21 protein-coding genes are annotated in these 20835 nt (G+C 66.0%); 6 read left to right on the forward strand and 15 right to left on the reverse strand.

Features of this window, described 5'->3' with window-relative positions; all coding sequences use genetic code 11:
- Positions 1-17: 17 nt before the first annotated feature.
- The 4 genes from PJW05_RS13520 to PJW05_RS13535 all read right to left on the reverse strand — a co-directional run bounded on the left by PJW05_RS13520 (position 18) and on the right by PJW05_RS13535 (position 2167).
- On the reverse strand, positions 18-491 hold the full coding sequence (locus PJW05_RS13520; RefSeq protein WP_271407532.1) for an HvfA family oxazolone/thioamide-modified RiPP metallophore: 474 nt from the start codon (positions 489-491) through the stop codon (positions 18-20).
- A gap of 487 nt (positions 492-978) precedes the next feature.
- Positions 979-1176 (reverse strand): hypothetical protein, encoded by a 198-nt coding sequence (locus PJW05_RS13525; protein WP_271407533.1) that lies wholly within the window; start codon positions 1174-1176, stop codon positions 979-981.
- Between the two features lie 48 nt (positions 1177-1224).
- Positions 1225-1653, reverse strand: coding sequence for a cupin domain-containing protein (locus tag PJW05_RS13530; RefSeq protein ID WP_271407534.1), 429 nt, complete (start codon positions 1651-1653; stop codon positions 1225-1227).
- Positions 1654-1825: 172 nt separating this feature from the next.
- The gene (locus tag PJW05_RS13535; protein WP_271407535.1) at positions 1826-2167 is read right to left on the reverse strand and encodes a hypothetical protein; all 342 of its coding nucleotides are present in this window, start codon (positions 2165-2167) and stop codon (positions 1826-1828) included.
- A gap of 261 nt (positions 2168-2428) precedes the next feature.
- On the opposite strand from PJW05_RS13535, the gene PJW05_RS13540 reads away from it, so the two are divergent.
- Complete coding sequence (locus PJW05_RS13540) at positions 2429-2983, forward strand: magnesium transporter (protein WP_271407536.1); 555 nt, start codon at positions 2429-2431, stop codon at positions 2981-2983.
- 174 nt (positions 2984-3157) lie between these two features.
- On the opposite strand, the gene PJW05_RS13545 is transcribed toward PJW05_RS13540, so the two are convergent.
- The 5 genes from PJW05_RS13545 to PJW05_RS13565 are packed head-to-tail and all read right to left on the reverse strand — an operon-like array spanning position 3158 to position 8121.
- Positions 3158-3475: a cytochrome C oxidase subunit IV family protein gene (locus tag PJW05_RS13545; protein WP_271407537.1), complete on the reverse strand. Its 318-nt coding sequence runs from the start codon at positions 3473-3475 to the stop codon at positions 3158-3160.
- A gap of 19 nt (positions 3476-3494) precedes the next feature.
- Positions 3495-4178 (reverse strand): heme-copper oxidase subunit III family protein, encoded by a 684-nt coding sequence (locus PJW05_RS13550; protein ID WP_271407538.1) that lies wholly within the window; start codon positions 4176-4178, stop codon positions 3495-3497.
- Between the two features lie 4 nt (positions 4179-4182).
- Positions 4183-4872 (reverse strand): cytochrome c oxidase subunit 3, encoded by a 690-nt coding sequence (locus PJW05_RS13555; RefSeq protein ID WP_271407539.1) that lies wholly within the window; start codon positions 4870-4872, stop codon positions 4183-4185.
- Entirely contained in the window at positions 4869-6644 is a 1776-nt protein-coding gene (ctaD, locus tag PJW05_RS13560) for a cytochrome c oxidase subunit I (protein ID WP_271407540.1), read from the reverse strand. The genes PJW05_RS13555 and ctaD overlap by 4 nt, the downstream gene beginning before the upstream one ends.
- A 34-nt stretch (positions 6645-6678) precedes the next feature.
- A complete protein-coding gene (locus PJW05_RS13565) occupies positions 6679-8121 on the reverse strand; it encodes a cytochrome c oxidase subunit II (protein ID WP_271407541.1) in 1443 nt (480 codons plus the stop codon).
- Positions 8122-8591: 470 nt separating this feature from the next.
- Between PJW05_RS13565 and moaA the strand changes: the two genes are divergently transcribed.
- On the forward strand, positions 8592-9590 hold the full coding sequence (gene moaA / locus PJW05_RS13570; RefSeq protein WP_271407542.1) for a GTP 3',8-cyclase MoaA: 999 nt from the start codon (positions 8592-8594) through the stop codon (positions 9588-9590).
- A 2-nt stretch (positions 9591-9592) separates the two neighbouring features.
- Entirely contained in the window at positions 9593-10492 is a 900-nt protein-coding gene (locus PJW05_RS13575; RefSeq protein WP_271407543.1) for a bestrophin family protein, read from the forward strand.
- 83 nt (positions 10493-10575) lie between these two features.
- Here the strand turns inward: PJW05_RS13575 and PJW05_RS13580 are convergent, their stop codons facing one another.
- The 3 genes from PJW05_RS13580 to PJW05_RS13590 form a co-directional block, all read right to left on the reverse strand.
- Entirely contained in the window at positions 10576-10986 is a 411-nt protein-coding gene (locus PJW05_RS13580) for an SRPBCC family protein (protein WP_271407544.1), read from the reverse strand.
- Positions 10987-11072: 86 nt separating this feature from the next.
- Entirely contained in the window at positions 11073-12083 is a 1011-nt protein-coding gene (locus PJW05_RS13585) for an aldo/keto reductase (protein WP_271407545.1), read from the reverse strand.
- A gap of 289 nt (positions 12084-12372) precedes the next feature.
- Complete coding sequence (locus PJW05_RS13590) at positions 12373-13269, reverse strand: LysR substrate-binding domain-containing protein (protein WP_271407546.1); 897 nt, start codon at positions 13267-13269, stop codon at positions 12373-12375.
- A gap of 133 nt (positions 13270-13402) precedes the next feature.
- On the opposite strand from PJW05_RS13590, the gene PJW05_RS13595 reads away from it, so the two are divergent.
- On the forward strand, positions 13403-14194 hold the full coding sequence (locus PJW05_RS13595; protein WP_271407547.1) for an SDR family NAD(P)-dependent oxidoreductase: 792 nt from the start codon (positions 13403-13405) through the stop codon (positions 14192-14194).
- A gap of 49 nt (positions 14195-14243) precedes the next feature.
- Here the strand turns inward: PJW05_RS13595 and PJW05_RS13600 are convergent, their stop codons facing one another.
- Positions 14244-15074 carry an oxidoreductase gene (locus PJW05_RS13600; RefSeq protein WP_271407548.1) on the reverse strand — a complete coding sequence of 277 codons (831 nt, stop codon included), beginning with the start codon at positions 15072-15074 and terminating at the stop codon, positions 14244-14246.
- A 126-nt stretch (positions 15075-15200) separates the two neighbouring features.
- Here PJW05_RS13600 and PJW05_RS13605 point away from each other — a divergent pair, with 126 nt between their 5' ends.
- Positions 15201-16100 carry a LysR family transcriptional regulator gene (locus PJW05_RS13605; protein WP_271407549.1) on the forward strand — a complete coding sequence of 300 codons (900 nt, stop codon included), beginning with the start codon at positions 15201-15203 and terminating at the stop codon, positions 16098-16100.
- Between the two features lie 120 nt (positions 16101-16220).
- Here the strand turns inward: PJW05_RS13605 and PJW05_RS13610 are convergent, their stop codons facing one another.
- Positions 16221-17564: an MFS transporter gene (locus tag PJW05_RS13610; protein ID WP_271407550.1), complete on the reverse strand. Its 1344-nt coding sequence runs from the start codon at positions 17562-17564 to the stop codon at positions 16221-16223.
- 318 nt (positions 17565-17882) lie between these two features.
- Here PJW05_RS13610 and PJW05_RS13615 point away from each other — a divergent pair, with 318 nt between their 5' ends.
- Entirely contained in the window at positions 17883-19319 is a 1437-nt protein-coding gene (locus PJW05_RS13615; protein ID WP_271407551.1) for an aldehyde dehydrogenase family protein, read from the forward strand.
- Positions 19320-19472: 153 nt separating this feature from the next.
- Here the strand turns inward: PJW05_RS13615 and PJW05_RS13620 are convergent, their stop codons facing one another.
- Positions 19473-20747, reverse strand: coding sequence for an OprD family porin (locus tag PJW05_RS13620; RefSeq protein WP_271407552.1), 1275 nt, complete (start codon positions 20745-20747; stop codon positions 19473-19475).
- Positions 20748-20835: the final 88 nt, after the last annotated feature.

Genomic DNA, 20835 nt, shown 5'->3' on the forward strand with positions numbered 1-20835 from the left:
GGAAGGGCGCGGACGGATCAGTCCTTGGCCTGGCTCATCTTGGTGAACAGCTCGGTGGGGACCTTCTTACCGTTGGAGGTGTATTGGTTGCTGCGGAACGTGTAGACCTCGCCCTCGGACAGGAAACCGTCCTTGTTGGTGTCCATGGCGATGAACTCCGCTTCGCCCTGGGGCGCCACGGTCAGCAGTTCCTGGCGGGAAACCAGGCCGTCGCCGTCAGTGTCGGTACGGGCGAAGGACTCGTCGCCGCACTTGCCTTCACCGCACTTGCCTTCAGCCGCCTTGGCGCTGCCGGCTTCGGCGGCGCCGCATTTGCCTTCACCACACTTGCCCTCGCCGCACTTGCCTTCGCCCGCCTTGTCGGCGGACGCCAGCAGGTAGCCCTGGGGCAGTGCTTCCACGGCGAAGGCGTTGGACGCGGCCAGGTTCACGCCACTGGCCAGGGCGACAGCAAGCAGGCCAATACGGGTCTTGTTCGGAATACGGGACATGGTGCTTCTCCGGATGCGGTGCGCGGTCAGCGCGCGGGTTGTGCCTGAGTGGCGTTTGAACCCTGGAGCGAGGCGCCGGGGGCTGGCCTCGTTCGGGTGTGGCTATTTCGCCCCACGCGTGTATCCGCGACGTATCCGGTCGGCGGAGCATTTGTAAGCGAACCGCCGCACATTCGATCCGGATACAAAGGGATACGTGGCGGCTCGCCCCGCCCCGCTGAACGAGGCGGCACTCTGTTGCTGTTTCGCACAGCGGCTGCGCTCAGGCCGCCGTGCCCGTGCAACACCGTCCTCTCTCCCTGAAGAAAAGACGTGTGGCTCGAACCGGATCGAGCGAAATCCGGTTGCACGGGCGTGGCCTGAAGGTGTGTTGGAGAGCTGGGAAGGGTCTGGCCTGGGAAGGCGAAACAGAAACGCGCAGCCCGCCCGACAATCAGCCGGGCAGCCCAACGAAGAACCCGGCCAGCCGGCCGGGTTTTCGTCAGGGTCAGGAGGTGGCGGACGACGCGCCGTCGCCGGCCCCATCCGCGGGCGAAGGTGGCGCCACCCGCCGGGTGCCCACGGGGGTGAGCTGGAAGCACAGGCCTCGTTCTCCCCGCAGGTTCTCGCTGGCGGCATTCGTATGCACCGCCACCCCGGCCAGGGAGAAGGCGATAGAGGCAAGGAGGCTCTTCAAGGTTTTCATCGGGTTCCTCGCGATCGATTCGCGCACCCTGCGGTGCGCGGTGCCAGGTCACTCCTCGAGTTTCAGCAGCGGCTGGCGCTTGTCGACGATATAGGTCGCCAGCTCCGAGGCCTTGTCCTTGCCGATGTTGGTCGCCACATGGGGCGTGCCGGCGGGGATGAACAGCGATTCACCGGCCTTGAGGATGACCGGGGCGCGCCCTGCCAGCTTGTACTCGAAGGTTCCCGCGATCACATAGGCGACTTCCGCCCCGGGGTGGGAGTGTCGCGGCGAGGCGATTCCCGGTTCGAAGTCCACGCGCACCTGGATGGCTTCGTAGCCGGGTACTTCGAGATCGTGGCGGGTGAGATCGGTGCGCTGGATGCCCTTCTGCCAGCTCGCGTGAGCGGCCTTGGAATGGGGTTTGACGTCCTGGGCCTGGGACAGGCCCGCGACAGCCAGCAGGGCGGCGGCTGTGAGGATTCGGGTGCGGGACATGGGTGGGGCCTCTCGGCAGTGCGGTGGTGGTGCCCCTACCCTAATCACCGCCCCTGGCGGCGATGTGTCCACATGCTCGAGGTTTTGCAAGCGCCCGTGTCTTGACGCACGGTAGATACAGAGGCTTACACGGTGGGAAAGCCCCGGCCGGGAAGGCGGGGCTTTCGCCGGTCTAGCCCAGTTGGTCGATCATCACCGCATTGGTGTACACCAGGCTGCCGTCGCTTTCCCGGTGCCCCACCAGGTGGAACTGGCCACGTTCGTCATCCCGGCTGAGGTAGACGCGGAACTGCAGGTCGGAGAGCGAGCCGCATTCGGCCGGGGTGATCAGTTCCATATGCGCCATGTCGGCATCGATCATCATTTCCCGTTCATGGGTCTTCTGCAGGCGTTCTTCCGCCTCTTCCAGCCGCAGATGGTCGGAATCGTTGACGTGGAAATGCAGATCGCCCATCGGAATGGACTTCTCCGCACCCTTGGGCTTGCACCAGCTCTTGATGGTCAATGTATTCATTTAACGGCCTCCTGACTTGGCGTGTCGCCACGCCTGGCGTTTCATTCAGCAGTTTAGACAAGCCCCGCCCCCGAACGACGTCAGTCATCGCCAAAGCCACGCGCCACAAGGCCTGCAGGCATCCAGAAAAAACTTGGGTGCTATAATTTTCCAGTGAAAGAACGCTGAATTTTCAGCGCCGTGGCACAGATAACCATCAGGAATAAAACCTCAGTCGCGGGAGACGGCATACAACGTCGGACTAGAGCCCGGAGGTGAGTCATGAATCGGCATTACTACATCAGTGACAATCTCGACGACCTGGAAACCCTCGAATCCGAACTCGAGGCCAACGGCATCAACACCGAGCAGATCCATGTGCTGAGCGACCGGGATGCCGATGTCGAACAGCATCATCTGCACGACGTGAATTCCTTCATGAAGCAGGACGTCGTCCACTCCGGCGAGATTGGCGCGCTGATTGGTGTGCCGCTGGCCGCCCTGGTGTTGCTGGGCGCATGGCTGGCCGGCTGGACGGACACCCCGGCGGGCTGGGTACCGTTCGTGTTCCTCGCCGTGGTGGTGCTGGGATTCTGCATCTGGGAAGGCGGCTTCTTCGGAATCCAGGTGCCCAACGCGCACTTCCGCAACCTGAAGGAACAGGTCAGGGACGGCGAACACATCTTCTTCGTCGATGTGGAGCCGGACCAGGAGTCCGTCCTCGACCGCGTCATCACCCACCATCCGCAGCTGCGGCTGGCCGGTACGGGCTCGGCCTCGCCGCACTGGGTCGTGTCCTGGCTGCATCGCTGGCACCAGTTCAAGCGGACGATCTAGCGCCAGAGGTTGGATGAGCGAATTGGCGCCGGCCCAACGATGTCGCCATGGGCCACGCAACGTTGGGCTTCGTTCCTCAACCCAACCTACGTCAGCGTACATGCCGGCGGCGGGTTCATTGGTCCGAGCGCAGCGAGGCCCAGCGTTCCACGGCTGTGACGGCGAATTCGTTCCTCACTGCCCGAGGAACGTCCCCCGGCTGAAGAACACGTAGTCCGCCTCGGCGGCCATCAGCCCGACCAGCACCAGCAGGCACAGCGGCGGCACCAGGATGGCGTAGACCAGCGCCAGGCGCTCCCAGGCCATGTGCATGAAGATCGAAACGATCAGCCCCGCCTTGAGCAGCATCAGGACCAGGATCAGCGACCAGCGCAGATAACCGGCCAGGTGGAAGTAATCCACCATGTACGACAGCGCGCTGAGGACGAACAGCAGTCCCCAGATTTTCAGGTACAGGCTGATCGGGTGTTGTTGACCTTGGGCATGTGCCATCTGCCTCACTCCCCTGCCCTCACCACAGATAGAAGAACGCGAAGATGAATACCCACACCAGGTCGACGAAGTGCCAGTAGAGGCCGGCGATTTCGACGATCTGGTAGTTCCCGCGTCGCTCGTAGTCCCCGCGCAGCACCTTGAAGGCCACGGTGCAGAGATAGATCACCCCCACCGTCACGTGCAGGCCGTGGAAGCCGGTGATCATGAAAAAGCTGGCGCCGAACTGCGCCGCGCCCATGGGATTGCCCCAGGGGCGCACGCCCTCGGCGATCAGCTTGCTCCACTCGAAGGCCTGCATGCCGACGAAGGTGGCGCCGAAGGCCGCGGTGGTGAGCATCAGCGCGGCGCTGCGCACGCGGTCGCGGCGGTAGGCGTAGTTCACCGCCATGGCCATGGTGCCGCTGCTGCTGATGAGCACGAAAGTCATGATGGCGATGAGGATCAGCGGCACGCTGGTGCCGAACAGGGTCAGCGCGAATACCTCGCTGGGGTTCGGCCAGGTGGCGGTGGTGCTCATGCGCACCGACATGTAGCCGGTGAGGAAGCAGGTGAAGATGAAGGTGTCGCTGAGCAGGAAGATCCACATCATCGCCTTGCCCCAGGGCACCTGCTTGAAGGCGTCGCGATCCGAGGCCCAATCCTGCGCTATGGCCCGCAAGCCCGACGGGCTGGTGGCAGCGTTCCGCGATGTATCGGCCATGGCGTCACCTCAGTCCGCAGAAGGCCGCGATGGCCTGGTAGGTTTCCGGCGTGCTGGTGAGCAGCGCAAAGAGCACCAGCCACAGCCCCAGCAGGTAGTGCCAATAAAAGGCGCAAAGGCTCATGGCGGTGCGCGCCCGTTCGCCCGGCCCGTGGCGCAGCAGGCGCTGCGCCACCACCGCCCAGGCCACCAGGCCGCCTGCCAGGTGCAGGCCATGCAGGCCAGTGAGCAGGAAGAAGAAGCTGTTGGCCGGGTTGCCCGCCACCTCATAGCCCCAGGCGGCGAACTGCTGCCAGACCCAGAGCTGGCCGCCGAGGAAGGCGATGGCGAACGCGCCGCCCAGGAGGAACGCCAGGGTCGCGGCGCTCGCCTGGCCCCGCTCGATGGCGACCTTGGCCCCCTGCAGGCAGGCACTGCCGAGGGCCAGCAAGGCGGTGTTCACCCAGAGCATCCAGGGGTGCGCCAGCGGCGCCAGCGGGTCGGTCAGCGGGCGCCAGTCGGACACCTGGGAACGGATGATGAAGGCCAGCAGGAACAGCAGGAAGAGCGACGTCACCACGCCGAGGAACACACCAAGGCCGACCCTGGCGGTCCTGCTCCGGTCCGGCGCATGGGTGTGGTGGTCCGGCCCCTCGCCGGGGCTCCAGCCGCCGTCTCCGGTGCCGTCTGCGTGCTTCCAGAGTTGCGCGCTCATGGTCGTTCCTCCGTGGCGCGGGGGCTGCCGTCGGCCTCGCGCATGCGCTGCAGTTCGTCCTCGGACACGGTCTGCGGCACGAAGTCCTGCGCCACCCCCGGCACGCTGTAGTCATAGGCCCAGCGATGCACCACCGGCCGCGTCTCCCGCCAGTTGCCGTGCACCGGCGGCGTGTCGGGGGTCTGCCATTCCAGGCTGGTGGCGTGCCACGGGTTGCCGCCGGCGGGCCGGCCCTTGAACGCGCTCCAGGCCAGGTTGACGAGGAACAGCAACTGGGCCGCGCCCACGACCAGCGCCGCCACCGTGATGAAGGCGTTGAGTTCCTGGGCCGACTGCGGGATGAACTGGTAGTCCGGGTAGGCGTAGTACCGCCGTGGCATGCCGAGGAAACCCAGGTAGTGCATGGGGAAGTAGATGGCGTAGGTGCCGAGGAAGGTGATCCAGAAATGCAGCTTGCCGAGGCGGTCGTTGAGCATCCGCCCGGTGATCTTCGGGAACCAGTGGTAGATGGCGCCGAACACGACCAGGATCGGCGCCACCCCCATGACCATGTGGAAGTGCGCCACCACGAAGTAGGTATCCGAGAGTGGGATATCGACGATCACGTTGCCGAGGAACAGTCCGGTCAGGCCGCCCACCAGGAAGGTGACGATGAAGGCCAGGGCGAACAGCATCGGCACCGTCAGGTGGATGTCGCCGTGCCAGAGGGTCAGCGTCCAGTTGTAGACCTTCAGCGCCGTGGGCACCGCGATGACCAGGGTGGTGACGGCGAAGAAGAAACCGAAGTACGGGTTCATCCCGCTGACGTACATGTGGTGCGCCCAGACCACGAAGCTCAGTACGCCGATGGCGACGATCGCCCAGACCATCATGCGGTAGCCGAAGATGTTCTTGCGCGCATGGGTGCTGATCAGGTCCGAGACCAGGCCGAAGGCGGGCAAGGCGACGATGTACACCTCCGGGTGGCCGAAGAACCAGAACAGGTGCTGGAACAGGATCGGGCTGCCGCCCTGGTGGTCCAGCGACTGGCCCATGGAAATCAGCGCCGGCATGAAGAAGCTGGTACCCAGCAGGCGGTCGAAGAGCATCATCACCGCACTGACGAACAGCGCCGGGAAGGCCAGCAGCGCGAGGATCGACGCCATGAAGATGCCCCACACCGAAAGCGGCATGCGAAACAGCGTCATGCCCTGGGTGCGCGCCTGCAGCACGGTGGTGACGTAGTTCAGGCCGCCCATGGTGGCGGCGGCGATGAAGATTGCCAGGGACACCAGCATCAGCACGATGCCCCAGTCGGCCCCCGGCGTGCCCTGGGTGATGGCCTGGGGCGGATAGAGGGTCCAGCCCGCGCCCGTGGGGCCGCCCGGCACGAAGAAGCTGGCCAGCAGGACCAGCACCGAGAGCAGGTAGAACCAGAAGCTGAGCATGTTGACGTAGGGAAACACCATGTCCCGCGCGCCCACCATCAGCGGGATCAGGTAATTGCCGAAACCACCGAGGAACAGCGCCGTCAGCAGGTAGATCACCATGATCATCCCGTGCATGGTCATGGCCTGGTAGTAGGTGGCCGGGTCCATGAACTCCAGGCTGCCGGGGAAGCCGATCTGCATGCGCATCAGGCCGGACAGCACCAGGGCGATCAGGCCGACGAAGATCGCGGTCAGCGCGTACTGGATGGCGATGACCTTGTGGTCCTGGCTCCAGATGTAACGGGTGAAGAAGCTCGTCGGCTCGTGCAGCGCCTCGGCTTCGGCATGCTCGACGTGGGCCATCGGCAACCCTCCATAACGCGTCGGGGTCCGTCCATCACTGCGGCGCCTGTTCCCGGGTCTCGGCGTCGGGTTTCACCCTGGATTTGATGAAGGCGATCAGGGCGTCCAGTTCCTGGTCGCTGGGGTTGAAGGCCGGCATCACCGGCGCGTACCCCTGGACCAGTTTGGCGGCGGGAGCCCGTACGGACTCTTTCAGGTAGGCGTCGTCCGCCTCGACCTGGCTGCCGTCGGCCAGGGTCACGCGGTGGCCGTAGAGCCCCTGCCAGCTCGGCCCCACGCCCTGGCTGCCATCCAGACTGTGGCAGGCCAGGCAACCGAGGGACTGGGCCAGGCGCTCGCCCTGCTCTGCCGCGCCGCCGCCCTGCTGCGCCTGGCCGGCGGCGCTCAGGGACTGGATGAAGGCCACCAGGGCGGCCAGCTCATCCTGGCTGAAAGTATAGGGCACCATCACCGGCGGATAGCCCTGCACCAGCCGGGCCCTGGGGTCGAGGATGGACTCCTTCAGATAGGCCTCGTCCACCTTCGCGCTGCTGCCGTCGGCGAGTTTCTCCTCGCGGCCATACAGGTCTTTCCAGCCCGGCCCGAGGCTGGCGCTGCCATCCAGGCTGTGGCAGGCGAGGCAGCCGTGGGTCTCGCTCAGCCGTCGCCCGGTCTCGACCAGGCTGCCCACGCCGGGCTTGCTGGCCGCCGCCAGGGTCTGGGCGAAGGTGGGCTGCGCGGCCAGCCACTGCTCGAAGGCCGGCGCCGGCTCCACGCGCATCACCCCGCGCATGTTAAAGTGCCCGACGCCGCAGAACTCCGCACAGAGGATTTCGTACTGCCCCGCCACCGTGGGGGTGAACCAGAAGTGCGAGACCATGCCCGGCACCATGTCCATCTTTCCGCGTATCTGCGGGATGTAGAAGTTGTGCAGCACGTCCTTGGAACGCAGCAGCACCTTCACCGGCCGATCCTGGGGCACGCGCAACTCGTTGCCGCGCACCAGCACGTCGTCCTGGCCCAGGGGGTCGTCCGGGTCCAGGCCGAGGGGGTTGACCCCGTCCACCCACTTCACGTCGGCGCGGCCGAGCTGGCCGTCCGCGCCGGGAAAGCGGAACGCCCACTGCCACTGCTGGGCAACCACCTCCAGGGGGTAGGCGTCCTTGGGCACCCGGACGAAGTCGCTGTAGACCACCAGGCCCGGCGCGAGCATGCCGACAATGCCGAGTGAAGTGACCACGATCAGCCACCACTCCAGGCGGCGGCTCTCCGGTTCGTAGCGGGCGCGCCGGCCTTCGCGGTGACGGAAACGGATGATCGCCACCACCATGAAGCCGACGATGGCGACGAAGAACACGCCGGTGATGACCAGGGTGATGAATAAGGTGGTGTCGATCGAGCCCCAGTTCGATGCGGCTGGGGTCAGGTGCCAGGGCGCCAGCAGGTGAAACAGCACGGACGCAACAACGATGAGGGCCAAGATGATTGCGATCGCCATGTTCCCGTCGCCTCGTCGCGGATGCTCGTAGCCCGTGGTCGGTGCGACGATCATCGGCAGTGCAGCTCTATTCCATCCGGCACTGCCGGACATCCAGTCTCTGTCCCCCCTGACAAAGTTCGTGGCAAGTATAGTCGCTGGCGCCTACCCGCCCGCCGGCCCGCCACGCCACTGCCAGGGGGCTTGATAGGGCGTATCGATCAGACGGGACAGGCCCGCTCCGCGGCGGGTGCTGCTTCGGCTCGCCAGGCCGCCGGAAACCATTCGTGGCGATTCGAAAGCGTCGGTTTAACGCGCGTATCGCCTGCCCTCACGGGGATTCTCGTCAACAAACACCGCCCTGTGAGCATTCGATAGACAGCATCGATCATGCAGTCACAACAAGCGATTGGACGCGACGCCCGTCGCCGCTTAGCGTTGCTCCCCGGATGGCGCGAAGCGTTCCGCCATCGGCAGACCACGAGGCACTCATGGCGGACAGGATTCTGGTGGATGGCTTCGATCGCAAGATCGACTACCTGCGGATGTCGGTGACCGATCGATGCGACTTCCGTTGTGTGTACTGCATGGCCGAGAACATGCAGTTCCTCCCGCGACAGCGCATTCTCGGCCTGGAGGAGCTCTACCTGCTGGCCGAGCGCTTCGTCGCCCTGGGCACCCGCAAGATCCGCCTGACCGGAGGCGAGCCGCTGGTGCGCAATGGCATCGTCGAGCTTTGCCGGCGCATCGCCGCCCTCCCCGGCCTGCGCGAACTCTGCATGACCAGCAACGGCTCGCAACTCGTCCGCCTGGCCGGCCCGCTGTTCCACGCCGGCCTGTCGCGACTGAACATCAGCCTCGACAGCCTCGACCCGCAACGCTTCCGCCAGTTGACCCGCAGCGGCGACCTGGCCGCCGTGATCGCCGGGATCGACGCGGCGCGGCGGGCGGGCTTCCGCCACATCAAGCTCAACTGCGTGGTGCTCAAGGGGCGCAACGATGCCGAGGTCAACGACCTGGTGCGCTTCGCCATCGACCGGGGGCTGGACTTGGCCTTCATCGAAGAAATGCCCCTGGGGACGATCAGCGAGCACCGGCGTGGCGAGACCTTCTGCGCCAGCGACGAGGTGCGCGCCCGCATCGCCGAACGCTACACGCTGGTCGAGTCCACCGAGTCCACCCAGGGCCCTTCGCGCTACTGGCGCCTGGCGGAGGCACCGGACATACGCCTGGGCTTCATCTCGCCGCACAGCCACAACTTCTGCGGCAGCTGCAACCGTGTGCGCCTGACGGTGGAAGGTCGTCTGCTGCTGTGCCTGGGCAACGAACACGCCGCGGACCTGAAGGCCGTGCTGCGCGCCCATCCCGGCGATTCAGAGCGGCTGGAAAGGGCCATTATCGAGGCCGTGCGCGCCAAACCCTGGCGCCACGACTTCCAGGTCAACGACGACGTCCAGGTCCTGCGCTTCATGAACATGACCGGCGGCTGAGCATGATCGTTCGCCCGAAACCCAACCTGCTCAACATCCTGATCTCCCTGAAAGGCTCCATCGCCCGGCGCATTGCCGTGCGCAGCCTGATGATCACCCTGCTGGCGGCCCTGATCGTACTGGTGGAGACGCGGCATCCCGAGTGGTTCGTCCGCGTCGAAGCCACGCCCTTCACCCTGCTCGGGTTGGCGCTGTCGATCTTCATGAGCTTTCGCAACAACGCCTGCTACGACCGCTGGTGGGAAGGCCGCAAGGCCTGGGGTCGGGTGATCCTGGAAATCCGCGCCTTCACCCGCCAGAGTCTGGCGATAGAGGACCCGGCGCTGCGCGAGGAGCTGCTGCGCGGACTCTGCGGCTTCGCCCATGCACTGAATGCGCGGCTGCGCGACGAAGATGAACACGCCGCCGCCGGACGGTGGCTGAGCCACCTGCACGATACGCCGGAACGCAATGTCGCCGACGGCGTGCTGCGCTGGGTCGGCCAGCAGTGCACCCGACTGGCCAGGCGCGAAGGCATCAGCGAATGGCGCGCCATCGCCCTGGAAGAACGCCTGAACGGGCTGAGCGAGGCACAAGCCACCTGCGAGCGGATCAGGGGCACTCCGCTGCCCTTTCCCTACACCCTGCTGCTGCACCGCACCATCTACATCTTCTGCACCCTGCTGCCGTTCGCGATGGCCGTGCCGCTGGGCTGGGTCACACCGATCTTCACCGCCATCGTCAGCTACACCTTCTTCGGCCTGGACGCCATCGGCGACGAGCTGGAGAACCCTTTCGGCCACGACGAGAACGACCTGCCCACCGATGCCCTGGTGCGCACCATCGAACGGGAAGTCCTCGCCGCCCTTGGTCATCGGGCGCTGCCGCCGGTGCTGCAGCCGGTGGACTTCGTGCTGAGCTGAGTCATTTCGGCTTCGGCGCCGATCACGCCCCTCGCCCCCTGCCCTCTTCCTTTTCAGGGAGTGGGACGGGGGCGAAGGATACGTCAGGCCTTGAGGCTTTCCTTCAGTGCGGCAAGGCCATCCTTGTAGATGCCTTCGAACAGCGCCTCGGCCTCCGCCTCGCTGACGCCCTCCGGTGTGAAGGAACCGAACCATTCGACCTTGGCGCCCTGGCCATCGGCGATCACCCGCAGGGTGGCCTGGTAGTCACGCACCGGGGCCGGGCCCTGGAGGATGGTGTAGGTGTAGCTGCGCTCGCTTTCGCTGAAATCCAGCAGGCGTTCGATGATGTTGTCGCCGTGGACGCTCTGCAGGGTGCGAATCCGGCCACCCTCGCTCAGGCTGCTCTGGGGAATGAAGGGCAGCCAGTCCGGCAGCGAATCGAAGCCGCCAATCAGTTGCCAGACCCGGTCGGCGCTCACGTGAAGTTCGATGGAGGCGTAGGCATTGCTCATGGAAATATCTCCCGGGGCCGTGGCCCCTGAATTCGATCGAAGATGGTGCGGGCTCCAGGCCCGCCAATGGCGGGCTGGAGAAGGTTTCAGTGGGTCGGCAGCGGCGCCTGGGCAGAGATCAGGCCTTGCTCGCGCAGCGCCTGCCAGAAGGCCGCCGGGATCACCGCGGACAGCGCCGCGTGGTCCTCGTTGGCGTGTTGCGGGCGAGTCGAGCCCGGTATCACCGACACCACCGCGGGATTGGCCAGGGCGAATTGCAGGGCTGCCGCCTTGATGTCCACGCCATGACGTTGCGCCACGTTGCGGATGCGCTCCAGCTTGGCCAGGACCGGCGCCTGGGCCTTCTGGTACTCGAAGTGCTCGCCTCCGGCGGTGACCCCCGAGCTGTACGGACCGCCGACGACGATCCCGACGCCCCGTGCGGCGGCGTTCGGCATGACGCGCTGCAGTGCGCGCTCGTGATCCAGCAGCGAATAGCGGCCGGCCAGGAGGAAACCGTCGGGTTGCGGCTCTTCCAGGTCCAGGGTGAGTTCGATGGGTTCGACGCGGTTCACGCCCAGGCCCCAGGCCTTGATCACGCCTTCCTCGCGCAGTCGGGTCAGGGCGCGGAAGGCCCCTTTGCGCGCGGTCTCGAAGTACTCCAGCCATTCGTCGCCATAGAAGTCCTGGGCAATGTCATGAATCCAGACGATGTCCAGGCGGTCCGTCTGCAGGCGCTTGAGGCTGCCCTCGATGGCCCGCAGGGTGCCGTCGGCGGTGTAGTCGTTGACGATGCGGTTCTTGTTGCCATGCTCGAACAGGCCGCTCTTCTCGCCCAGCTCGCGGCTGGACGGATCTTCCAGCTCGTCGAGGATGATACGGCCCACCTTGGTGCTCAGCACATAGTGGTCGCGCGGGCGACCGGCCAGGGCGGCGCCCAGGCGGGTTTCGGCCAGGCCGGCGCCGTAGAAGGGCGCGGTGTCGAAGTAGCGCACGCCGTTGTTCCAGGCCGCGTCGACGGTAGCCTTGACTTCTTCCTCCGGAACCGCGCGGAACATGTTGCCCAGCGGAGCGGTGCCGAAGCCGAGGGGATGGGTGATCAGAGACTTGAGGTTCATGGGGATTCTCCTGGTTCAGTGATGAAGGAGTCGGTTTCGTGCTCCAGTGGGTTCATCCTATGGTCAGGCACATAAGACCGTCCAAGTCATAATTCGACACGCTTGAGACCTTTATGGTCTTTTTTGTCCAAGCCCCCCCAACGCGCGGCTCCGCCACCCGGGCGGAGCCGCGCAGAAGCGTCTGGGCGTATGGAAGGAAACCCCTCAGCAGCGCTCGCGGTAGTCGATAAGGCTGGAGAAGAGCGCCAACAGGGCGGCCATCACCACAAAGAAGATCAGGGCCAGGAAGTCAGGCCTGCGCGCCCGCCAGCACCATCTCGCGGAAATCACCGACGATCGGCCGCAGGTCCACGCGGTGCCAGGCCGCCCAGAGTTCGAGGCTCTGGTCCAGCCAGTCCAGTTCGCGCAGTACGACATTGTCGTTGCCTTCACCCTTGATGCTCTGCTGGATCAGCGCCAGTCCCAGTCCGGCCGAAACCAGGCCCAGGGCACTCAACGGTTCGGCCGCCTCCAGCCTGATCTGCGGGGTGAAACCGGCTTCCACGCAACGGGTGAGAAAGTCCTCCCGCGCGTGCTGCTGCAGGTTGCTCTCGACCATGATCCAGTCCTGCCCGTGCAAGTCCGCCGGTTCGATGTGCACTTTTTTCGCCAGGGGGTGCCGCGCCGGCAGTGCCAGGTGCAGCGGGTCCTTGAATACCGAGGCGGCGAGCAGGTCCGGATCGTCCGCCGCCGGTGCCTGGCAGACCAGTGCGATATCCAGGCTACGCTGACGCAGGCCCTCGAATTGTTCCTGCGCGGAGAGGTTGTAGAGCGCGATGTGAATGCCGGGTCGCTGCTCACGCACGGTACGCAGCGCCTCGGGCAGTACACCGGCGTGTATGGCGTGGCTGACGTAGCCGATGCACAGCCCGCCCTCTTCGCCCCGGCCCAGGCGCCGTCCCAGGGACTCCAGGCGCTCGGCGTGCTTGAGCAGCGCCTTGGTCTCATGCAGGAAGGTCTTGCCGTCGGTGGTCAGGCGCAGCCGCTGCTGGCTACGCTCGAAGAGTTGCAGGCCGAGGCGGTCCTCCAGTTGGGCGATCTGCCGGCTCAAGGGCGACTGGGAAATGTGCAGTTGCTCCGCCGCCCGGCCGACGTGCTCGACCTCGGCGACCGCGACGAAATAGCGGAGTTGTCTGAGATCCAGCATATGACCTCCATGGACTCAAGTCTGACGAATTATGACATGGACGGTCTTATACGCCGATCCTAGGATTTCGCCCAGGACCCTTCGATCACCGGCCGCCAAACACGGCTGCCAAACCCCAGAGAGGTGCTCAAACATGAAAATCGATCTGAGCGGCAAGACCGCCATCATCAGCGGCTCCACCGGCGGCATCGGCCTGGGTATCGCCCACGGCCTGGCCGGGGCCAATGCCGACGTCGTGATCGTCGGCCGCACCGCGGCCGCGGTGGACGAGGCCGTTGCCGCTATCACCACCAGCGGCGGCAAGGCACGCGGCGTCGTGGCTGACCTGGGCACTGCCGCAGGCGCCGAGGCGCTGTTCGCCGCAGAGCCCCATGCCGACATCCTGGTCAACAACCTGGGGATCTACAACGAGGTGGATTTCTTCGAGACCGATGACGACGAGTGGTTGCGCTTCTACGAGATCAACGTGCTTTCCGGGGTGCGCCTGGCGCGTCGGTACATCCCCAGCATGGTGGAACGGGGCTGGGGCCGGGTGATCTTCCTCTCCTCCGAGTCGGGCATCGCCATCCCCGCCAACATGATCAACTACGGCGTCACCAAGAGCGCCAACCTGGCCGTTTCCCACGGCCTGGCCAAGCGCCTGGCCGGCACCGGCGTCACGGTTAACGCCATCCTCCCCGGCCCGACCTTCACCGAGGGCGTGGCCACGATGGTCGCCGACGCCATGCGTGAATCCGGGCGCAGCGCGCGGGAGGAAGTGGATGCGTTCGTCCGCCGGGCCCGTCCCAGTTCCATCATCCAGCGCGCGGCCGAGGTGGAGGAAGTCGCCAACCTGGTGACCTACGTGGCTTCGCCGCTGTCCTCGGCGACCACCGGCGCCGCGCTTCGCGTGGACGGTGGTGTCGTGGACAGTCTGGCGATCTGACCGAACGGCACGCTCTCAGCGCGTGCCTTGTCAGTCCTGCGTGAGCGTGTCAGTTGTGGAAGTCGGTGGACAGGGCGAGGCCCTTCCAGGCCGCCAGTTCGTCTTCCACCAGGCCGTGCTTGTCGGCGATCCGCTGCACCGCGTCGCTGCCCAGCGGCAGGCGCTGCGGGGCCTCGGCGGCGTTAACCAGTTGCACGATGGCGCCGGCGAACTTGCTCGGATCGCCCGGCTGCGCATGGTTGGCGCCCTCGGCGAAGCGGCGCATGGCGCCCACGGTTTCGTCGTAGTCCGGCAGTTCCAGGGCGGTTTTCACCAGCGACTGGTCGTCGAGGAAGTCGGTGCGGAAGAAGCCCGGCTCCACCACCGTGACCTTGATCCCCAGGGGCTTCAGTTCCTGGTGCAGGGCTTCGCTCAGGCCCTCCACGGCGAACTTGGTGGAGCCATACACGCCCCAGCCGTAATAGGCCTGGTAACCGCCCAGGGAGGAGAAGTTGATGACGTGGCCGGAACCCTGGCGACGCATGTGCGGCAGTACCGCGCGGGTGACGTTGAGCAGGCCGAAAACGTTGGTGGCGTAGATGCGCTCCACTTCCGCCGCGCTGGTTTCCTCCACCGCGCCGAGGATGCCGTAGCCGGCGTTGTTGATCAGGATGTCGAGGCGGCCGAAGCGCTTGATGCCCGCCGCCACCGCCGCGTGGGCCTCATCCTCGCGGGTCACGTCCAGGCGCACGGCCAGCAGGTTGGGGTGTTCGCCCAGGCGGGCGATCACGTCTTCCGGTTTGCGCGCGGTGGCGATCACCGCATCGCCCTCCTCCAGCGCCTTGGCGGCGATGAGGGCACCGAGACCACGGGAAGCTCCAGTAATGAACCAGGTACGCATAGCAACTCTCCTGTGTGGGAACCCGCACCGCGCGGGCTTTCTGTTTGAGTCGCAGCCACTTTAAAAGCCCATTACTCCTGCGATAATCCCATGAAAATGGCATGAGCCTGTGAGTAGGATTCATTAATGAAACCCGTATCCGCCGCCGACCTGAACATCTTCCTGAGCATTGCCGCCCACCTCAGCTTCAGCCGCGCCGCCGTCGAGCTGGGGCTTTCCCCCTCGGCCCTGAGCCACGCCCTGCGCGCCCTGGAAGAGCGCCTCGGGGTACGCCTGTTCAACCGCACCACCCGCAGCGTGGCCCTCACCGAAGCCGGCGAGCGCCTCTACTCGCGCATCCGCCCAGCGTTTCGCGACATCGACGACGCCCTGGAAGACCTCAACCAGTTCCGCGACACCCCGTCGGGCACCCTGCGCATCAACGCCGGCCGCGCCGCCGCCGAGCTGGTGTTGCTGCCGCTGGCCAGTCGCTTCCTCGCGGCCTACCCGGACGTGCAGCTGGAAATTTCCAGCGACGATGCGCTGGTGGACGTAGTGTCCGGCGGCTACGACGCCGGAGTGCGCTTCGGCGAGCGCCTGGAAGCGGACATGGTGTCCCTGCCCATCGGCCCCTCCCTGCGCTCGGTGGTGGTGGCGGCACCGGCCTTCTTCGAGCACCATCCACGGCCGCACAAGCCCGAGGACCTGCACAGCCTGCCCTGCATCCGCCACCGGTTTCCCAGTGGCAACCTGTACCGCTGGGAATTCGAGCGCGGCGGCATTCAGTTGGAGATCGAGGTGAACGGCCCGCTGACCCTGGGGGACGTGGGCCTGATGGTCGGCCCGGCGCTGCAAGGTGCGGGGCTGGCCTACGTGTTCGAGGGGATGGTCGCCGCGCACCTCGCCGAAGGCCGGCTGGTGCAGGTGCTGGCGGACTGGTGCCCCTACTACCCCGGCCTGCACCTGTACTACCCGAGCCGCCGGCAGGTGCCGGCGGCGCTCAAGGCGTTCATTGAGTTCGCCCGCGCGGCGCGGCAACAGGGTTGATCGCGTCCCGCGCCGCCGGCGACCGGCAGCGCGCGAGGTGCCAGAGCGCAGAAACCCACCGGCCGGAGGCGCCGGCAGCGATGGGTTTCGAACGGGCTGGGCGCCTTGTCTTGCCGGAGATCAGCGCAGCGGCTGGCCCTTCAGCTCCGGCATGCGGATGTACACCACCAGGCTCACCAGGCACACGGCGGCGACGTAGATCCAGAACAGGTGGCCGTAACCGGCGCCCGAAAGGGCGGTCATGAGGTAGGGCGAGGTGCCGCCGAACAGGGTGACCGACAGGGCGTACGGCAAGGCGATGCCGGTGACCCGTACTTCCGCCGGGAACTGCTCGGCCATGGTCACCGCCGAAGCCGCGCCGAAGCCGGTGAGGATCACCATGGACGTGGTCTGCAGCAGGATCACTTCGACCAGGCTGATGCCCGGGTGGAGCAGGCCGAAGCTCGGCCAGGCCCAGAGGATCGAGGCGGCGGCGAAGGCGATCAGCACCGGGCGGCGGCCGACGCGGTCGGCCAGCATGCCCACCAGCGGCATCAGCAGCAACGACACGCCAACTGCGATGGCACCGGCCAGCAAGGTGTCACGAAGCGACATGCCGGTGACCAGATGCACCTGGGACGGGTAGCTCACCATCCACACGTAGTTCAACAGGTTGCCGGCCATGGCGACGCCGATGACGCGCAGCACGTCCTTGCGGTGGGTGGTGAAGAGGTCGCGGATCGGGCGCTTCTCGACCGCCTTCTTCGCCACGCGGGACTTGAACACCTCGGTTTCACGCACGGTCAGGCGAATCCACAGGGTGATCACGCCCATTAGTGCCGCGATGATGAACGCCACGCGCCAGCCCCAGTCTTCCAGGGCCGTATCGCTGCCCACCGACGCCAGCCCGAATCCCAGCAGGAAGGACACCAGGGTGCCGGCGTTGATCGCGAACCACTGCCAGGAACCGGCGAAGGCGCGGCGGTCGGACGGCGCCGATTCGATGAGGAAGGCCGAGGCCGAACCGAATTCGCCGCCGGCGGAGAAACCCTGGGTCAGCCGCGCGAGCACCAGGATGATCGGGGCCGCGATACCGATGCTTTCATAGTTCGGGCAGATGCCGATCACCAGCGAAGCCAGGGACATCAGCAGAATGGACAGGGCCAGGCCCTTCTTGCGGCCGTAACGGTCGGCGAACACACCCAGCACCGCGCCGCCGATGGGGCGCATCAGAAAGCCCACGGCGAATACCGCCAGCACCGAAAGCAGCGCGGTGAGGCTGTTGCCGGCGGGAAAGAACTGTTTGGCGAGGATCGATGAGAAGGTCGCGTAGATCACCCAGTCGGTGTACTCGACTATGGTGCCGAGGGTGGCGGCGACGATGGCCTTCTTCTCGGTGCGGTTCAGCCGGCGGCCGGTCTCGGCGGGGGTGGAGGCGGCGGATTCAGGCATGAGGCCACCGATCACACTGTTGTCATGATTCATTGTTTGGCTCCCGTGAGCACACTTTTTGTTGTTGATCGCCCGAGGGCGTTCTCTTCTGGTGAGTGAGCACGATGCAGCGCGGCGCGGCACCGGTGAAGCGAGTTTTCCGCGCGGTTCGCTTGAGCCCAGCTCAAGCGTAAGCCCCACTGGATCAGGGCCCTGTGCCGTTCGGCCGATTGATTTTTCCTCAAGCCATTACGGCCTAAATTTCCTTTGCAGCGGTGTCGTCCAGGGCCGAACCTGCCCCGCACGCCCGGGTCGACGAACAAGAGCGGCACCCCACACAGGACCCGGACGTTGAACTGAGGAGACTCGAAGATGTTCTTGAAAGTTGAGAGCTACGTCGGCGGACGCTTCCTGGCGCCAGCCGAGGGGAGCTACGTCGACAAGCTCGACCCGCGCACCGGCGAGAAGCTGGGCGAAGTCGCCAACAGCGGCGCCGCCGACGTGGAGCTGGCCATCCAGTCCGCGCAGGACGCCCTGCCCGCCTGGCGCGACATGCGGCCCGCCGAACGGGGCCGCGTCCTGCTGGAGCTGGCGCGCATCGTGCGCCACAGCGAGGACCGCCTGGGCAGGCTGGAAAGCGCCGAGACCGGCAAACCTGGCCGCGAGATGGCCGCGCTGATGGACCTCACCGCCCAGTACTTCGAGTTCTACGCCGGCCTGGTCAACGTCATGGACGGCGAAGTCATCAACCAGGGCCCCGACTACCACGTCTACACCCGTCGCGACCCCTTCGGCGTGATCGGCGCCATCCTGCCCTGGAACGCCCCGCTGCATCAGGCCGCCCGCGCCATCGCCCCGGCCCTGGCCACCGGCAACACGGTCGTGGCCAAGCCCTCGGAGCACACCTCCGCCTCCCTGGTCGAGCTGGCGCGCATCGCCGTCGAAGAAGCCGGCCTGCCTGCCGGCGTGTTCAACGTGATCGTCGGCAAGGGCAGCGTCATCGGCCCGGTGATGGCGCGCCATCCGCTGATGCGCAAGATTTCCTTCACCGGGGGCCTGACCGCTGGCCGGGAACTGGGCCGCATCGCCGCCGAACGCATCCTGCCGCTGACCCTGGAACTGGGCGGCAAGTCCGCCAACATCGTCTTCGACGACGCCGACCTGGACGCCGCCGCCAAGGGCGCCACGCGGGCCTTCACCTGGAACAGCGGCCAGTGGTGCTGCGCCGGCACCCGCCTGCTGGTGCAGGAGAATATCCACGACCGTTTCGTCGAGAAGCTGGTGGCCGAGGTCGCCGCCCTGCGCGTCGGCCCGGACTTCGACGCCACCTCCGGGCCCATCACCACCCACGCCCAGTTCGAGAAGATCCAGAGCTACTTCGCGATCGCCGAACGCGAAGGCCTGAAGCCCGCCATCGGCGGCAAGGTGGCCAGCGGCGACCACCTGGGCACCGGCTGGTACATCGAGCCCACGGTATACACCGGCGTGCGCAACGACATGACGCTGGCCAGGGAAGAAATCTTCGGCCCGATCCTCTGCGTCATTCCCTTCAAGGACGAGGCCGACGCCCTGCACCTGGCCAACGACAGCGAGTTCGGCCTGGGCGCCGGTATCTGGAGCCGCGACATCGGCCGCGTGCACCGGGTGGCCGCCGGCCTGGAGGCCGGACGCATCGTGGTCAACGAATACAGCGGCGGCTTCGTGCAGACGCCCTGCGGTGGCTTCAAGCAGAGCGGTTACGGCCGCGAACAGGGCATCGACGCCCTCTCCCACTACACCCAGCTCAAATCGGTGATCATCCGGCTCTGAAGCCTGCTCCCAAACAACACCCCGCCTCGTGCGGGGTGTTGTTTATCGATGCTTTCGTAGGGTGGATGGCGCTCTTCTCATCCACCAGTGATGCCCAGCTCCACTACGCATGGTGGAAGTAAAGAGCGACTTCCACCCTAGATCGAACTCAAATCACCAGAGCGGCACCGTGTAGGTGACGATCAATCGGTTCTCGTCGATATCCGGCCCGAAATTGCTGCGTACCGTCGCGTTGCGCCACTTCAGGCCCAGGTTCTTCAACGGCCCGCCCTGCACCACGTAGGCCAGGTCGGTGTCCCGTTCCCACTCCTCGCCCTGCTCCGCCCGTCCGGCCAGTTCCACCGCATCGCCCGACAGGTAGCGGGTCATGAAGGTCAGGCCGGGAAGGCCCAGGGCGGTGAAGTCGAAGTCGTAGCGCGCCTGCCAGGAGCGTTCGTCCTCGTTGCCGAAGTCGTTCACCTGCACCAGGTTCACCAGGTAGCCGTCGGCACCATTGACGTAGGCGAAACCGGTATCCCCGCTCATTTGCTGGTAACCAAGGCCGAAGGACTGCGGCCCACGCTTGTAGGTGAACATCGCCCCGAAGGCACGGTTGTCGACGTTGCTGCCGCCCTCGTCCGTGCTGCGCGCCCCGCGCAGGTCCGACTTCAGCGAGCCCGCCGCGCCCAGGTCCAGGTGGTGGCCGAGGGTGAAATAGTGCTGGCGGTAGATACCGTCCAGCGCGGCGTAGTGGTAGCTGCTGCTCAGGTTCGGGGTCCAGCGGTAACTGGCGCCGGCGAAGTCCAGCGCGTCGCTGGTCCTGCTGCGGCCCGGGACGATGTTGCGCGCGCCACCGCTGAACACCTGCATCGCCTCGTTATCCGAGGAGTTGCGCAGGTTGATCCGGTCGAACCGACCGAGGTCGAGCGTCAGGTCGCGGATGTGCGTGCTGCTCAGCCAGGCGCCGCGAAACGTCTGCGGCAACAGGCGGCTGTCGTTGGACAAGGCAACCGGTAGCTTGGGTTGCAGGGTGCCCAGTTTCAGCAGGCTGTCGTCGATTCGCAGCTTGGCGGTGAGCCCCAGTTCGCCGTAGTCGTCCTGGGCGCGATTGGGTTTCTCGCGGTCGACCTGCAGCAGACCGGTGCCGCTGCGCGCCGGACTGGAGTCCAGTTTCACGCCGAGCAAGCCCAGGGCATCGATGCCGATGCCGACGGGACCCTCGGTGAAGCCCGACTCATAGCGCAGCAGCAAGCCCTGGGCCCACTCCTCGGCCTTGCTTTGGGCGGCCGCCTCCTGGCGGAAGTCGCGGTTGAAGTAGACGTTGCGCAGTTCCAGGCTGGCCCTGGAGTCGGTGAGGACGTCAGCGCTGACGACGCTGCTGGCGGTGATTCCGCAGAGCGCAAGGAAGACCTGGGAGCCGAAGGCATCGGCCCGTTTCGGGGTGGTCATCGGGCGGTACTCTCTTGTTGTTGTGATAAGTCCGGAGGCCGATGCTAGAAAGGCGCCGGAGGCCGCGACAAACGAGAAAATCAGGGCT

Origin of the sequence: Pseudomonas sp. Q1-7, from assembly GCF_028010285.1 — a bacterium.
Taxonomy (GTDB): Bacteria; Pseudomonadota; Gammaproteobacteria; order Pseudomonadales; family Pseudomonadaceae; genus Metapseudomonas.